The 13,406-nt window shown below is 64.0% G+C and carries 15 protein-coding genes, 1 tRNA gene and 1 pseudogene; 10 read left to right on the top strand and 7 right to left on the bottom strand.

The features are described 5' to 3' along the window. The first annotated feature begins 129 nt into the window (after positions 1–129). Positions 130–625: pseudogene (locus I6F31_RS15150) on the top strand (hypothetical protein). A 59-nt stretch (positions 626–684) separates the two neighbouring features. On the opposite strand, the gene I6F31_RS15155 reads toward I6F31_RS15150, so the two are convergent. Continuing rightward, a complete protein-coding gene (locus tag I6F31_RS15155) occupies positions 685–1,071 on the bottom strand; it encodes a VOC family protein (RefSeq protein WP_036011159.1) in 387 nt (128 codons plus the stop codon). Positions 1,072–1,253: 182 nt separating this feature from the next. Here I6F31_RS15155 and I6F31_RS15160 point away from each other — a divergent pair, with 182 nt between their 5' ends. From I6F31_RS15160 to I6F31_RS15170, 3 genes are all read left to right on the top strand, one after another. Next, on the top strand, positions 1,254–1,826 hold the full coding sequence (locus I6F31_RS15160; protein WP_225185641.1) for a hypothetical protein: 573 nt from the start codon (positions 1,254–1,256) through the stop codon (positions 1,824–1,826). Positions 1,827–1,987: 161 nt separating this feature from the next. Further along, complete coding sequence (locus I6F31_RS15165; RefSeq protein WP_225185642.1) at positions 1,988–2,506, top strand: hypothetical protein; 519 nt, start codon at positions 1,988–1,990, stop codon at positions 2,504–2,506. A 149-nt stretch (positions 2,507–2,655) separates the two neighbouring features. Continuing rightward, positions 2,656–2,732, top strand: a tRNA-Arg gene (locus I6F31_RS15170). A gap of 73 nt (positions 2,733–2,805) precedes the next feature. On the opposite strand, the gene I6F31_RS15175 is transcribed toward I6F31_RS15170, so the two are convergent. Further along, positions 2,806–3,768 (bottom strand): AraC family transcriptional regulator, encoded by a 963-nt coding sequence (locus I6F31_RS15175; RefSeq protein ID WP_036011167.1) that lies wholly within the window; start codon positions 3,766–3,768, stop codon positions 2,806–2,808. Between the two features lie 325 nt (positions 3,769–4,093). Then, on the bottom strand, positions 4,094–4,378 hold the full coding sequence (locus I6F31_RS15180) for a hypothetical protein (RefSeq protein WP_057029667.1): 285 nt from the start codon (positions 4,376–4,378) through the stop codon (positions 4,094–4,096). A 247-nt stretch (positions 4,379–4,625) separates the two neighbouring features. Between I6F31_RS15180 and I6F31_RS15185 the strand changes: the two genes are divergently transcribed. Then, positions 4,626–5,036, top strand: coding sequence for a DUF3775 domain-containing protein (locus I6F31_RS15185; RefSeq protein ID WP_225173938.1), 411 nt, complete (start codon positions 4,626–4,628; stop codon positions 5,034–5,036). A 40-nt stretch (positions 5,037–5,076) separates the two neighbouring features. Beyond that, entirely contained in the window at positions 5,077–5,538 is a 462-nt protein-coding gene (locus I6F31_RS15190) for a host attachment protein (protein WP_225185643.1), read from the top strand. A gap of 24 nt (positions 5,539–5,562) precedes the next feature. On the opposite strand, the gene I6F31_RS15195 is transcribed toward I6F31_RS15190, so the two are convergent. Beyond that, complete coding sequence (locus I6F31_RS15195) at positions 5,563–5,826, bottom strand: hypothetical protein (RefSeq protein ID WP_036041425.1); 264 nt, start codon at positions 5,824–5,826, stop codon at positions 5,563–5,565. 297 nt (positions 5,827–6,123) lie between these two features. Between I6F31_RS15195 and I6F31_RS15200 the strand changes: the two genes are divergently transcribed. Together I6F31_RS15200 and I6F31_RS15205 are read left to right on the top strand one after the other, a co-directional pair. Then, a complete protein-coding gene (locus tag I6F31_RS15200; RefSeq protein WP_036011182.1) occupies positions 6,124–6,570 on the top strand; it encodes a hypothetical protein in 447 nt (148 codons plus the stop codon). A 99-nt stretch (positions 6,571–6,669) separates the two neighbouring features. Beyond that, a complete protein-coding gene (locus I6F31_RS15205; protein WP_225113202.1) occupies positions 6,670–7,542 on the top strand; it encodes a DMT family transporter in 873 nt (290 codons plus the stop codon). A gap of 118 nt (positions 7,543–7,660) precedes the next feature. Here the strand turns inward: I6F31_RS15205 and I6F31_RS15210 are convergent, their stop codons facing one another. Both I6F31_RS15210 and I6F31_RS15215 read right to left on the bottom strand, forming a co-directional pair. After that, complete coding sequence (locus I6F31_RS15210) at positions 7,661–7,954, bottom strand: histone (protein ID WP_225185644.1); 294 nt, start codon at positions 7,952–7,954, stop codon at positions 7,661–7,663. Positions 7,955–8,020: 66 nt separating this feature from the next. Next, the gene (locus I6F31_RS15215) at positions 8,021–9,412 is read right to left on the bottom strand and encodes a deoxyribodipyrimidine photo-lyase (RefSeq protein ID WP_249788173.1); all 1,392 of its coding nucleotides are present in this window, start codon (positions 9,410–9,412) and stop codon (positions 8,021–8,023) included. A 170-nt stretch (positions 9,413–9,582) separates the two neighbouring features. Here I6F31_RS15215 and I6F31_RS15220 point away from each other — a divergent pair, with 170 nt between their 5' ends. After that, positions 9,583–11,313, top strand: coding sequence for a Cache 3/Cache 2 fusion domain-containing protein (locus I6F31_RS15220; protein WP_057029674.1), 1,731 nt, complete (start codon positions 9,583–9,585; stop codon positions 11,311–11,313). A 122-nt stretch (positions 11,314–11,435) separates the two neighbouring features. Here I6F31_RS15220 and I6F31_RS15225 read toward each other — a convergent pair whose 3' ends face one another. Then, positions 11,436–12,095, bottom strand: a complete 660-nt coding sequence (locus I6F31_RS15225; protein ID WP_036011192.1) for a peroxiredoxin — start codon at positions 12,093–12,095, stop codon at positions 11,436–11,438. A 393-nt stretch (positions 12,096–12,488) separates the two neighbouring features. On the opposite strand from I6F31_RS15225, the gene I6F31_RS15230 reads away from it, so the two are divergent. Beyond that, positions 12,489–13,061, top strand: coding sequence for a hypothetical protein (locus I6F31_RS15230; RefSeq protein WP_036011195.1), 573 nt, complete (start codon positions 12,489–12,491; stop codon positions 13,059–13,061). The last annotated feature ends 345 nt before the right edge of the window (positions 13,062–13,406 follow it).

Here is a 13,406-nt window from a genome sequence, read left to right on the forward strand (position 1 = left end):
TCCGGCTTGTCCCTGACACCGTCGTGACGCTCTGATGGTGAGGCGAGGCCCGACGTTGCGAATCAGAGTTGGCCCGCGAAATGCATAACCATTGTTGCACTGGCCGCGGGGTGCTGGAGCAAGACGAACGTGACCAACTGGATCGATTCCGGCGGCAATGAGCCGCGACTGTACAGTGCGCGGCCCACGAATTGCAAAAGCGAACAACGGCGGATTGGCGATGCGATACGCCGGGCAAACCTGACGAGGCTGGCGCCCGCGTTGGCTTTGATCGCGCTCGCAGCCCCCTCGGGCACGCGCGCGACCGCGGGCAGTTCGCCAACACCAATCCCGAATTGAAGGCCTGGTTCGACAGTCTGCGCAGCGGCAAGGGGCCTTGCTGTTCCGATGCCGACGGTTCGGCGCTCTCGGACTCCGACTGGACAGCAAGGACGGGCATCATCGCGTCCGCGTCCCGCGCTATGGCTATGCGCTCGATGGCCAGCAGCAGGAGCTCGTCTGGGTCGACGTGCCCGCGGAGGCCGTGATCTCGGAGCCGAACCGGGTGGGACGCACCATGGTCTGGCCGATCTACGGCTACATGGGTGTTACCATCCGCTGCTTTATGCCCGGTAGCATGACTTAGCCTTCTGGCGTGACGTTGTCGCCGGCTCGGATGCCTGGACGGCGGGGCGCTCCGTCGCGTCAGGTATATTTCTTGTCGCGCTCGAGCAGCTCGATCGAGATGCCTTCGGGCCCGCGGATGAAGCAGATGCGTACGCCGGGACGAATGGTCGTCGGCTCGCGCGTGAACGTGACACCCTTGGCCTTGATTTCGGCGGCGACCGCGTCGATGTCCTTCACCGTCAAGCCGAAATGGTCGAGGCCCTGATGCGGGTGCGGAGGTGGCGGGCTGACGGCGCTGTCGCCCTCGAGCGGCGCGATGAAGATCCTGGCTCCGCCGAGGTTCACGTCGATTCGTCCCGGCGCGCGCACGATCTCGCCACCAAGGATGTCCTGCAGCCAAGCCGCGGTGGCCTCCGGATCGGGGCTGCGCAGATGGACGTGATCCCAAGCGACGGCGAACGGCATTTCATACTCTCCCAACGGGTCTATTCGATGCTACGGCGCATGCTAGCAGTATCGCCGGTGGCCACCACCGCCGTTGCCGACTCGCATGACGTTGGGGGAACCTTAGTTCGTCGCCCGAATTAAGGTAAGCTGTCACTAAACCCATGTTCGATTGGTGCTGCGGTCGCGATCGGTGTGCAACCATGAATGCGAGGCTCGACCGACTCGGATTGGGGCGCTTGGCCGGCACCGGCGAACGACTGGCGCGGGCGGTGACGATTGCGAGCGTCTCATTTGGCCGAAGCCTTCTATGGCTGCTGGCGGCAATCATCGTCGGTTGCGGCATCTGGATGCTGCTACCTCTCTCCAAGGGCAACAGTGCTGAGCCGGTGAGGCCTGAGCTGGCGGCTGTTGAAGCGCCTCCCTCCGGCGATGCGTCCAAAGTAGCCTCGCCTGTGTCCGAAGCTCAGGTGCCGGCGACAGCAGAACTTGGTCGTCTCAGGATTTCATCACAGACCTGGCGTCGCGGCGGCCTCGGCTCCAAAGCCCTGGTGACGTTCACGCTGCGAAACGACAACGACTATGCCGTAAAAGATGTCGAGATCGTCTGTGCCTTCACGCGGCGCGACGGAAGTCATCTGACCGACCGCAGCCGCGTGCTGGCGGATCCGGTCAGCATGAAGAGCCGCAAGACCTTTGTGCGTGTCCCAATCGGCTTCGTTAACGTGAATGCCGATCAGGCAAAATGTTCCCCGGTTGCAGCACGCCGCGCTTGAAGGCGACTTGTCCCGGTAGCTGAAAAGTTACCTTCTGCAGTCCTTGGCCGAAAACTATGCATCACCATTTGAACCGAACGGCTGGGCCAGGAACCAATTGGAAGATCGCCTGTTGAGGCGAGCAGAGCCCACGCGGGGATGCGGGGGGCGGAGCGCGGCCAATGCCCATCTTTAGGTATTTCATCTTTGTCGGTGGAGCTTTGCTCACACTGCTGTTCGCGGCGGATTTCGTTCTCCCGGCGGCGCCCGTAGCGCAGGCCGTCGCGACCGCAAGCAACGAGCAGCCGCTGATCCGAATCCGGTCCGACCGCCATCTGCCTGAGCGCGTCGTCCTCGACACGAGCCAGCCGACGATTGTCGCACCCGCGGTTCAGACTGCCGCAGTTGCGGCTCCCCAGCCACCGGTACAGGAGAGCCTGTCGCCGGCTTTGGCCGAGATGTCTGCCAAGACGCGGGTGCGCGAGACCTTCGCCCAGTTCACGCCAGAGCCGAGGGCCGGGACCGCCGCAGCCAGGAAGTCCGACGCGGGCCAGCCCCAGACGTTCCAGGCCCAAGCGTCTCCTGTCCAGGCTCAGCCCAAGCGTAAGATCGTCAGGACGCAACCGGCGCATCAGCCGGGCCGCCCCATGATGCTGGTCGCTCAGCAGCCGCATTTCGGCCTCTTCAACACGACCTGGTAACAGCGCCTTCGACTGCCTCGATCGAGGTGGGAAGGGCTTTTTATTGGCCGGCCTCTCTGCTAATTCGAACCAATCCGACCGCCGTCGGGTGTACTGGCTCCTCGCCAGTGCCGGCCGGCGGATCTCGGTGGCCCGCTACTCGGGCCAGGGCGCTCGTAGCTCAGCTGGATAGAGCATCGGATTTCGATTCCGAGGGTCGGAGGTTCGAATCCTTCCGAGCGCGCCAGTCCTCTTTGTTCCATATATGTTCTAAAGCGGCGAGGATGCCGGGTCACCGCCGCGAGGGCCTGCGGCGTCCATCAGCCTGCCGGGACACCGCTTTGCCGGCCGCGTGCCAGAGTGTCGGAGGGCGCCTCGTGGAAGATCGCGCGGTAGGCTGCGGCAAATTCGCCGAGATGATGGAAGCCTTGGGCACGCGCGCAGGTGGCCACGGTGACGCCGCCCTTGAGGAGGCGGGCGCGGGTCGCCCACAGCCTCTTCAGGCGAATGTACTGGTGCAGGCTCATGCCCCGCACCTTGCTGACGGCGCCGCCGAGCGTACGGATCGAGACGTCGAACTCGCGGGCGAGATCGGCTGTATAGATCGGTGCGGTCGGATATGTAGCGACGTAGTCGTCGATGCGCTGCACGAGCTTGATCGCCCGCTCGCTGTGGACCGAGGTGCTCCGATCCGACGTCGAATCGATTCGAAACAAATCGTCGAGCGCGAGCAGCAGGCCTTCCTGCAGATGGGCCGCAACCTCGGTCGTCTCGAACAGGTCTGGCTGCACTGACGCGGTGCGCAGGATATCGAGCAGGAGCTGTCGGGTGTGGAGCAGGGCGGGCCGGTTCGCGACATGGGCGCGCAAATGGTCGGCGCGGTCGAACCAGCCCCGGTCTCTCAGCTCGGGGGAGAAGATGATCATGGCGTGATGATTGGTCCGGGGCTCGACGAAATGGCACTCATCGTTGCCGTGGAGGGCAGCGAAGAAGCGGGCGTCGAGATCCACACCTTTGAAGTTGACCTGAAGATCGTCGCTCATCGACAGGATCACCATCCCGCTCGGCATGCGATAAGCGGTATCTAGGATCCGCGCGAACGATCTCATCACGATGATGCGGCACGCCGGCAGGGAGACGATGGCTCGGGCCGCCGCGAAGTTCGGGATGTCGAGCGGAATGCTCCTCGCATCCTCCATCGTCTCAATCGGCCGAAACGCATCGACATCGGAGAAGCCGATCAGTTGAAGCGCAGAGGAGGGAGCGAGGTCGTCGAACAACATGATTCTGGCCGGCCGCTGAAATGAGACAATCAAAGGAACATCGCTGCATCATCAATGGCGAAGCATCGAGTTTCAGTAAACCGAAATTCAGGGCCGTAGTATTGCGGACATCATGCCATGAGGTACGTTGGATCATCGCCGTTTCTCAACGCTCTGCACCTTCATGTTGACAGCACCGAAACACGATCGGTTAAATCGTCATAAGTGACCTTTTCGGCTGATCTCATCTTTGATCTAGATCAAACATGAACGGCTTGGGGCCAGTGATCCACTGCGCAAGACATGATCTCGCAAAAGCGAAGGGGCCCGAAGGCCCCTTCAAACGTCACCAGCGGCGATAGCCGTAGTACCCATAATGGCGCGGCCCGTAATAGCGCGGCGGCCCATAGTACCGCGGGCCGTAATAATATGGCCGCGGCCTGTAGTAGTAGCCATAATAGTTCGGCCGCCACCAGCACCGTCCCCAGGCGTCGCAGACCATGCGGACCTGCTCGACGCCGGAGACCTGCAGTGTCGCAGGTGCAGGCGCGATGGGCATGGCGGATGCCGTCGACGATGCAACGAGGGCGCCGAACAGGAACGCGGCCAATCGGCCAGTCGTGAGGTTCATGATGTCTTCCTTCGCTTACGCGATGCAGGATATCGAGGTTGTTCTGATCAAATTGTGGCCGAACCGAAATGTAATACAGATGAACAGGCGAGCTGACCCTTACGTCACGGCTCGGCAGCGGGCCGTAGGCCGGGCAGGCCGTGTCGTGACTTGAGCTTGATCCTGCGCAATTCGCAAGTTTGCCTTGGCTCTTACTGTCGCCGTCATGGCAGCGGCGTGGTGCCTGCTGCCGGGCAAGGTGAGCTGAATGCGAGTCATTCCAGATCTGTCGATCTCGCCGGAGAAGGTGTTCTTCGTCATCTCGAAATCGCGCCGGTCCGACAGCGAAGCGGGCGGGGGTGGCGTCATCCTGGACTTCGGCGACGACGACATGAGCTACGGCCGCGGTGGGCGCGGCGAAACAACCGACCGTGCCGAGCTCGCGGGCTTCATCCGCGCTCTCAATGTTGACGAGCAGATCGATCTCGTGGCGCTGACCTGGCTTGGCCGCGGCGACGGTGATCTCTCCGATTGGCGTCAACTGCGCGCCCAGGCCGCCCAGGCGCACAACCAGCGTACCGCCTCATACCTGATCGGTACGCCAATGCTCGCCGACTATCTGGAGGAGGCGATGACGCAATTCGGCAAGTCCTCCGAGGAATTCGAAGAACAGCTCTGATGCCGGATGCGGCGTCTGCAAGTGTCAAGGAGAAGTTGCGATGGACAAGATGAGAATGGACAAGGGTGACTGGCTGGTCGTGTGCGACGGGCGCAAGGCGCTCATTCTGGAAAACCTCGGCGACGAGATGTTTCCGAACCTCCACACCAGGGAGGTGCACGAGCAGCCCAATCCCGCGACCGCCGCTCAGGGGGCCGACGCGCCGGGCCGATTGCATGGCGCGGTCGGCGGCGCACGCAGCTCGGTCGAGCAGACCGATTGGCACGACGAGGCCGAGCGCGCCTTTTTGCGGAGCCTGGCCTGCCGGCTCGATGCCGCCGTCAGCTCCGGTGAGACGACGGCCCTGACCATGGTGGCCTCGCCACGTGCGCTCGGCATGATCCGCGCCGACTATTCGGACGGGCTGCGCAAGGCGCTTCAGGGGGAGGTCGGCAAGGACCTCGTCAAGCTGCCGGTCTACGAGATCGAGAAGCAATTGCTACGGTTGGGCGCCGCCAAATAGAGGAGCCGCAGCGGCCGCGGCGCCTCAGTAGCAGGGGTGCCGCCGGCCGTCCTGACCAATATAAGCGGCCGCGCTGCGGTAGCAGTGGTTGGTCGCCGGGCCGTCATAGTAGGCGAAGGTGCCGGGGGTGATACCCGGGCCGTAATTGTGCAGGTAGCTGATCGGGTAGGGCAGCGGGTTCGCGTAGGAGCGGTGGTACCGGTGGCGGCCGTTCGCCTCCGCGAGGGCGGGAGCCAGGACCGCAGCCGTCAGGGCCGCAACCGCGGCGACACGAGTCAACTTGCTCATCTCGATTCTCCGGAACCTGCTCGAACGGGTCAGCCTGTTATAGCAATTTCGAGCGGCCAAGCATCGCTCCGGAGGCCCGAAATCAATGCCAATCCCGCAGATTTCCGGGTGGGTGTGACAGAATTGCCGGAGATGCGGCCAAAGCTGCCCATTTTTGGCCTTTTCGGGATGCTTAACGAATTCCCCACACAAGTATGACCAAAGACTATTCGGTTCAGAATTCTTCCGCCGGCCCGGGGGCATTTGCCGGCCCCTCGAGTCCGGTACATTCCTGAAGGCCTTCGCCGTCATCTCGCCATGCGCATCACGCTTCCGAGTCTGCTGTTGCTCTGCCTCGCCGCCGCCACGCCGGCGCGCGCCGAGCTGCACATCACGCGCGACCACGGCGGCTATGTCGAGGAGTACAAGGCCAAGTACAAGCGGGTGCGCGAAAAGGGCGAGCGGGTCATCATCGACGGCATCTGCAATTCGGCCTGCACGCTCGTGCTCGGCATCGTGCCGATGAACAAGATCTGCGTGACGCCGCGCGCGAGCCTCGGCTTCCACCAGGCCTATTACGACAAGGCGTTCACCTTCGGCATCAAGGTCACCAGCGCTGAGGGTACCTCCGATCTCATGTCCTACTACCCCGACACGGTGAAGGACTGGATTCGCCGCAATGGCGGGCTCACCACGGACATGAAGAAGATCAAGAACGGGGTCGAGCTCTGGAAGATCGTCAATCCCTGCCCGGACGAATGGTGAGCGGCTGAGACGGACCGCGATCCTCCGTCGCAGCGCAGCATATCGTCACCACGAAATTCGCATTGCCGCATGGCCGAGGGTCGGGCAATGAGGGCGGCAATGAACCATAATCAAGAAACCCTGGCCGCCCGCGCCGCGCCGATCCTGTTCGTGCTGCTCTGGAGCACCGGATTCATCGGGACCAAATACGTCGTCAACAATGCCGATCCCTTGACCTATCTCGCCATCCGCATGGCGATCGTGGTCGGGCTGATGGCAATCATCGCAGGAATCGCCCGGCCGAAATGGCCTGATAGCGCCGGCATCGCGCACAGCGCGGTCGCCGGCATCCTCGTCCACGGCTTCTATCTCGGCGGCACCGCGATCGCGATCGCGCATTCGATTCCGGCCGGCCTTTCCGCGCTGATTCCGGGCCTGCAGCCGATCCTGACCTCGACCATCGCCAACCGTTGGCTCGGTGAGAAGGTGACGCCGCTACAATGGGCCGGGCTCGTGCTCGGCCTCGGTGGGGTGGTGCTGATCCTGCACAACCGCCCGATGACCGGCGAAGCCGGGCTCGGCTGGCTCGCCTCGGTGGTCTCGCTGGTCAGCATCACGCTCGGCACGCTCTATCAGCGCCGCTATTGCAATCACATCGACTGGCGCGCCGGCAATCTCGTGCAGTACGTGGCGGTCACCATCTTCTTCGCGGTCGGCGCCTTCCTGTTCGAGGATCGCGTGGTGCACTGGACGCGGGAGTTTGTGCTTGCGCTCGCCTGGCTCGCGGTCGCGCTCTCGATCGGATCGATCGGGCTGTTGTACTGGCTGATCCGCCACGCCGCGGCGACCTCGGTCGCGAGCCTGTTCTATTTGGTTCCGGCCGTCACGGCCCTGATGGCCTATCTGCTGTTCGGAGAAAAGTTGGATGCGATTGCCATTGCTGGCATGGCGCTCTGCGCCGCGGCGGTCTTCGTCGTCAATCGGCGGTCCTGACGGCGTGCACAGCCCAGACCCGTGGGCGGGCATCAACCGGGCCGGCGCAGCCAAGCGGCGAGGGCAGGTGTGAGCTGTCTCCGGGCGCGCCCGCACCCGGAGACGTCCGCCGGTGCGATCAGCGCTTGGCCTTCTTGGCCTTCTTCTTCGACTTGCCGGCCTTCTTTGCCGCCTTTTTGGGAGCCTTTTTCGCGGCCTTCTTGGACGACTTCTTTGCGGTCTTCTTCGTCGTCTTCTTCGCAGCCTTCTTGGCTTTCTTCTTGGCCGCCTTCTTCGGCGCTACTTTCTTCGCGACCTTCTTGGCGGCGTTCTTCACCTGCTTGACTGCGGTGACTGCCGCGTCCTTGGTCGTTTCCACGGCAGTGGTGATCGTCTCCATCGCCTGTTCGGTGATCGGCTTCTCGTCGTCCATATCGTCCCCCACGGTTTGTATGGAGCGATGACGATAGCGGGTTTCGAAATTGTGTCAAAGCGACGCTCAACCTTTGCGGATCTTTGCGTAGGCGGCGAGCGCGCGTTCGCGTGCCCCGGCATGATCGACGATCGGTTGCGGATAGGTCTTGCCGATCGTGATGCCCGCGCTCGCAAGCTCGATCGGCGTTGCCTGCCAGGGCCGGTGGATCAGCTTGGCGGGCAGGGCCTTCAGCTCCGGAACCCAGCATCGAACATAGGCTCCATCAGGATCGAACTTCTCGCCCTGGAGCTGCGGATTGAATATGCGGAAATAGGGCGCAGCGTCGGCACCGCAGCCGGCGACCCATTGCCAGTTGGCGGGATTGCTGCCGGCGTCCGCGTCGACCAGCGTGTCCCAGAACCAGGCCTCGCCCTCGCGCCAGTCGATCAGGAGGTGCTTGACCAGGAAGGAGGCCACCACCATCCGCACCCGGTTGTGCATCACGCCGGTGTGCCAGAGCTCGCGCAGGCCGGCATCGACGATGGGGTATCCGGTGCGCCCGCGCTGCCAGGCGGCGAGCGCTTCTTTGTCGGGCTGCCAAGGGAAGGCATCGAAGTTCGTCTGCAGGTTTTCGGCGGCAAGGTTGGGGTGATCGTGAAGGAGGTGGCGGCAGAATTCGCGCCAGCCGAGCTCGCTCAGGAATTTTTCGACGCCTTGCCCCCGTGCCGGATCTTCCGCCGCGGCAAACCGGGCGGCGTGCCAGACCTGACGCGGGCTGAGCTCGCCGAAGCGCAGATGCGGCGACAGAAGTGAGGTGCCCTCTCGGTCCGGACGGTCGCGGTGGCCGGCATACATGCGAACTTTGTGCTTGAGGAAGTCGCGCAGGCGCAGCCGGGCGGACGCGGCGCCGGGGGTCCGTGCCTCGCGCAGGCCACCCGCCCAATCGGGCGTGGTCGGCTCGAGCTTCCAGCTCTCCAGTCGATCGCTTGCGATGCTCGGTGCAGCGCGAAGCTCCTTCGGCGCGGGCAGGGGCTTTGGCGGGTCGCCGAGTGCCAGTACGCGGCGCAAGAACGGGGTGAACACGCGCAGGCCCCGGCCGTCCTTGGTGCGGATCGCCGCGGGCGTGACCAGCAGGTCGCCCGGAAAGCTTTGCGCGTGCAAGCCCAGCTTTGTCAGGGCCGCTTCGAGCTGCCGTTCAACCGCCTGATGAGGCGCCTGCGCGATCTCGTTCCAGTAGACGGCGCGGGCACCGCTCTGTCGCACCACTTCAGGGATCACCTTGGCCGCCGGTCCTCTGCGCAGGACGAGCGAGCCGCCGCGCGCGGCGATCTCGTCGCCGAGCGCCCGCAGCGACTGCGCCAGCCACCAGCGTGCCGCACCGCCCGGCGCTCGCCCCGCCGCCTCGTCCAGGACGTAGAGGCAAAGCACCGGGGTGCCGGACTTGGCGGCGGCGTGGAGGGCGGGGTGGTCGGACAGGCGGAGATCGTCGCGAAACCAGACGATGATGGACGACTGACTGGGCGGGGTCAGGGAAGGCCTCGTTTACCAATTGGAAACCGTACGGCGTGCGGCGGTGGGAACCCGTCGTTAATGCGGCTGTAAGTCAATTGCACCAATATGCAGGAATTACGGGGGTCATTCCATCCATGTCCAATCTTCTAACGGCGAAGTTCCTGCCGCGGTTCAAGCTCGGCACCAAAGCGGTCCTGTGCGCGGTGCTGCTGATCGCAATGAACACGGCGCTCGTGGTCGGCGCCGGCTATTGGTCACTGACATCCGCCTTCAATGACCGCGCCCTGCGCGACATCGAGGTCAATCTGCGCACGCTGGGGCTGGCCTTTGCGGAGACCGTTCCCGAAGCCAAGATCACGATCCGAGACGGCGCGGTGGTCCGCGCCGAGATCCCCAAAATGCCCGACTTCAGGGATCACGCCATCGTCGACCGGGCGGTGTCCTATGTCGGCGGCAACGCGACCCTGTTCGTGTTCGATGCGGCGAGCGGACAGTTCATCCGCCGCTCGACCAACGTGAAAAAGGAAAACGGCGACCGCGCCGTCGGGACCCAGCTGGCCGCCGATCATCCGGGGCAGGCCCCGCTGCGCCGTGGCGAGGCCTATAAGGGGCCGGCCACGCTGTTCGGCAAGACGTTCATGACCGCCTATTTCCCGATCGCCGATGGCACCGGCAAGGTCGCCGGCATTCTCTATGTCGGCATCCCCATGGTGCAGTTCGAGGGCATGCTGTCCCAGGCGATGGAGAGCATGGCGGCCGCTGCCGGGCTTGCCGCGCTTCTGGTGCTGGTCCTGACCCTGCTGGTCGTCCGGCGCATCACCCGGCCGCTGACCTCGGTGACGCATTCGCTCACCGCGCTTGCCAACGGTCAGAGCGACGTCGCGATCGAATGCGAGGACCGTGCCGACGAGATCGGCGAAATCGCCCGCACGGTCGCGGTGTTCAAGAGCAACTCGCAGGAGCGGGCGCGCCTGCGCACTGAGCAGGCAGCGGCAACCGCTGCCGCAGCCGAGCAGCGCAAGGCCGAGCTGCGCAACTTCGTCGAGGGGTTCCGCGGCAGCGTCGGCGGCATTCTCGACAAGGTGCTGGCATCGTCCGGCGAGTTCGAGCGCGCCGCGCGACAACTCACCGACGCCGCGCGCTCCACGGCAGATCTGTCGGCGCAGTCGGCGGGAGCATCCGAAAGCGCCTCCGAGCATGTGCGTTCGGCTGCGTCCGCTTCCGACGAGCTGTCTCAATCCATCTCCGAGATCACCCGCCGGGTGCAGGAATCGAACGAGATCTCCGCCGAGGCGGTGCGGCAGGCCGAAGCGACGGACCAGCGCATCGCGCAGCTCTCGGAGGCCGGCTCGCGCATCGGCGACGTCGTCAAGCTGATCACCTCGATCGCCGAGCAGACCAATCTGCTGGCGCTGAATGCGACCATCGAGGCTGCACGCGCGGGCGATGCCGGCCGCGGCTTCGCGGTGGTGGCTCAGGAGGTCAAGACGCTCGCCGGCCAGACCGCGAAGGCGACCGACGAGATCTCGAACCAGATCGAGAGCATGCAGCTTGCGACCGAGGAATCGGTCGCAGCCATCAAGGCGATCAGCCAGACCATCGAGCGCATCAGCGGCATCGCAGGCTCGATCTCGGCGGCGGTCGAGCAACAGAAAAGTGCGACGCACAACATCGTGGCCAGCGTGCGCGCCGCGGTGTCAGGCACGGCCGATGTCGCGGTCAATGTCCGTCACGCCGCCAAGGGCGCCAGCGAGACGGGCGAAACGTCGAGCCGCATGTTTGCTTCCGCCCAGGCGCTGTCGGGCGAGAGCCTGCATCTGAAGGCCGAGGTCGAGAGCTTCCTCGACCGCGTGCACGCGGCGTGATTCTGGGTCATCATCCCGGGATGGTCCGAAGGACCAGCCCCGGGATCTCGAGATCTCGGGTTCGATGCTGACGCATCGCCCCGGGATGACTTTTTGGGGCCGCTATCCGCGACCGCCAAAAGTCATCTGGGCTGCGGGACGATGCGGATGTAGGGCTTCGGCTCCTTCCAGCCCTGCGGATAGATCGTCTTGGCCTCGTCGTTGGAGACCGAGCCCGCGATGATGACGTCGTCGCCCTGCGACCAGTCGGCCGGGGTGGCGACGCGATGCTTGGCGGTGAGCTGGAGCGAGTCGATGACGCGCAGGATCTCCTGGAAGTTCCGGCCCGTCGTCATCGGATAGACCAGCACCAGCTTGATCTTCTTGTCCGGGCCGATGATGAAGACGTTGCGGACGGTTTGGTTGTCGGCCGGCGTGCGGGTGAGGGGATCGCCAGAGGTCGAGGCTGGCAGCATGCCGTAGAGCTTGGAGACGTTGAAATCGGTGTCGCCGATCATCGGGTAGTTCGGCGCGGCGCCTTGGGTCTCCATGATGTCTTCCGACCATTTGGCATGACGGTCGACCGGATCGACCGAGAGGCCCATCAGCTTGACCCCGCGCTTGTCGAATTCCGGCTTCAGCTTGGCGAGGGCGCCGAGTTCGGTGGTGCAAACCGGCGTGAAATCCTTCGGGTGTGAGAACAAGAGGGCCCAGCTGTTGCCGATCCAGTCGTGGAATTTGATCTTCCCTTCGGTGGTTTCGGCTTCGAAGTCAGGGGCGGTGGCGCCGATCGGAAGTGTCATGATCTTACCTCATCTCATTGAATCTAATCGAGAATTCGTCTCCGGCCGTCACATCCATTATAAGGGCTTCGCCGGCCTAAGTGAACGCCAACTGAACCGGCTCAAGTAAAATGTGAATTCCTTCTTTGAAGAGCCGATTTTCTAGCAACTTATTGTTACAGCGGCAGCTGCGGCGAAACAGCTCCACCCGGGGTCACACGGTCTCGCTCGCCCCGATAATGCCTTTTATGACTTTCATCACGCTCGCCCGGCGCGTTCTAGAACCAGATTGGTCCTGATAGCGACCAATTGGCAACCATCTAGAAAAGTCGCGATCCCCGTATCGAATCGTTAACCACCCCTTTACGCCGGCATGGAAATGCTGGTCGATCAGAAGAAGTCTGGAAGTGAACTATGTCCGCCGCTGCGCCTAAGCCCACCGAGCCGTCGTCCCTCGTGCCGTCCTGCCGCGATACTGCAGCTCATGCCCTTTCCGTCGTGCGGGACGGCGTGATCACGGGCGAAGGCCCGACCACCAAGGGACGGGTGCATTTCTCCCGCTCGCTCGACGCCGATGACACCGCCTGGTGCGTGCGCATCCTCACCGCCACCGCCGTCAACGACCAGCCGGTCAGCCGCGCCGAGGCCGAAGTTCTGTTCGAGATCAACGAGGCCGCGACGGAGCGCACCGATGGCGGCCGGTTCGACGACCTGCTTGCCAAGGCGGTCGCCCATTATGCCGCGAGCGCCTCGGGCCTGAAGGTGCCGCCGCGCAGCGTCGCGCTGTCGGCCGACACCGAGATCGAGAGCTGGGCGCCGTCCTATGCCTCCAAGGTCAACAGCGAGATGCTGGAGTGGATCGCCGGCCAGATGCGTGGCAAGCGCCAGAACAACCGTCGCCTGATGGCGATGGTGGCGACCTTCCTCGGCGCCACCGCACTGCCTCTGGCGGGCCAATTGCCGAACGTGTTCGACATCGGGATGTAAGGCAAATGGGCCGCGGTCGCGGCTCGCAGCGTCGTTCGGTTTCCTCCTGTCCCAGACGCGGCGCAGCGCGTAAGCGGTGCGGCGCAGAGCCGGGACCCAGGACGCCGCGCGGTTCGCTGTGACATGGGCCCCGGCTCTGCAGCGCATCGTCCAAGAGACGCCGCGCTGCGTCCCGGGCACGAGACCTGAGTTTCAGGCAAACAACTGTCCCAACAGCGTCATTGCGAGCGCAGCGAAGCAATCCAGAATCCCTCCGCGGATACATTTCTGGATTGCTTCGCTGCGCTCGCAATGACGGAGTGTGTGGTGGGCAGCGCCGTTCTTCAATTCGCATTTCGCTCGCGG

It is taken from the genome of Bradyrhizobium sp. NBAIM01 (genome assembly GCF_020194115.1).
In the GTDB taxonomy this organism is placed as follows: Bacteria; Pseudomonadota; Alphaproteobacteria; order Rhizobiales; family Xanthobacteraceae; genus Bradyrhizobium; species Bradyrhizobium yuanmingense.

What these genes read in the sequence shown, in the direction of transcription:
- I6F31_RS15165 (WP_225185642.1), top strand. Translation starts at nt 1,988, where the DNA reads ATGCCCATCTTTAGGTATTTCATCTTTGTCGGTGGAGCTTTGCTCACA.
- I6F31_RS15160 (WP_225185641.1), top strand. Translation starts at nt 1,254, where the DNA reads ATGAATGCGAGGCTCGACCGACTCGGATTGGGGCGCTTGGCCGGCACC.
- I6F31_RS15155 (WP_036011159.1), bottom strand. Translation starts at nt 1,071, where the DNA reads ATGCCGTTCGCCGTCGCTTGGGATCACGTCCATCTGCGCAGCCCCGAT.
- I6F31_RS15230 (WP_036011195.1), top strand. Translation starts at nt 12,489, where the DNA reads ATGTCCGCCGCTGCGCCTAAGCCCACCGAGCCGTCGTCCCTCGTGCCG.
- I6F31_RS15200 (WP_036011182.1), top strand. Translation starts at nt 6,124, where the DNA reads ATGCGCATCACGCTTCCGAGTCTGCTGTTGCTCTGCCTCGCCGCCGCC.
- I6F31_RS15180 (WP_057029667.1), bottom strand. Translation starts at nt 4,378, where the DNA reads ATGAACCTCACGACTGGCCGATTGGCCGCGTTCCTGTTCGGCGCCCTC.
- I6F31_RS15195 (WP_036041425.1), bottom strand. Translation starts at nt 5,826, where the DNA reads ATGAGCAAGTTGACTCGTGTCGCCGCGGTTGCGGCCCTGACGGCTGCG.
- I6F31_RS15225 (WP_036011192.1), bottom strand. Translation starts at nt 12,095, where the DNA reads ATGACACTTCCGATCGGCGCCACCGCCCCTGACTTCGAAGCCGAAACC.
- I6F31_RS15175 (WP_036011167.1), bottom strand. Translation starts at nt 3,768, where the DNA reads ATGTTGTTCGACGACCTCGCTCCCTCCTCTGCGCTTCAACTGATCGGC.
- I6F31_RS15220 (WP_057029674.1), top strand. Translation starts at nt 9,583, where the DNA reads ATGTCCAATCTTCTAACGGCGAAGTTCCTGCCGCGGTTCAAGCTCGGC.
- I6F31_RS15205 (WP_225113202.1), top strand. Translation starts at nt 6,670, where the DNA reads ATGAACCATAATCAAGAAACCCTGGCCGCCCGCGCCGCGCCGATCCTG.
- I6F31_RS15210 (WP_225185644.1), bottom strand. Translation starts at nt 7,954, where the DNA reads ATGGACGACGAGAAGCCGATCACCGAACAGGCGATGGAGACGATCACC.
- I6F31_RS15185 (WP_225173938.1), top strand. Translation starts at nt 4,626, where the DNA reads ATGCGAGTCATTCCAGATCTGTCGATCTCGCCGGAGAAGGTGTTCTTC.
- I6F31_RS15190 (WP_225185643.1), top strand. Translation starts at nt 5,077, where the DNA reads ATGGACAAGATGAGAATGGACAAGGGTGACTGGCTGGTCGTGTGCGAC.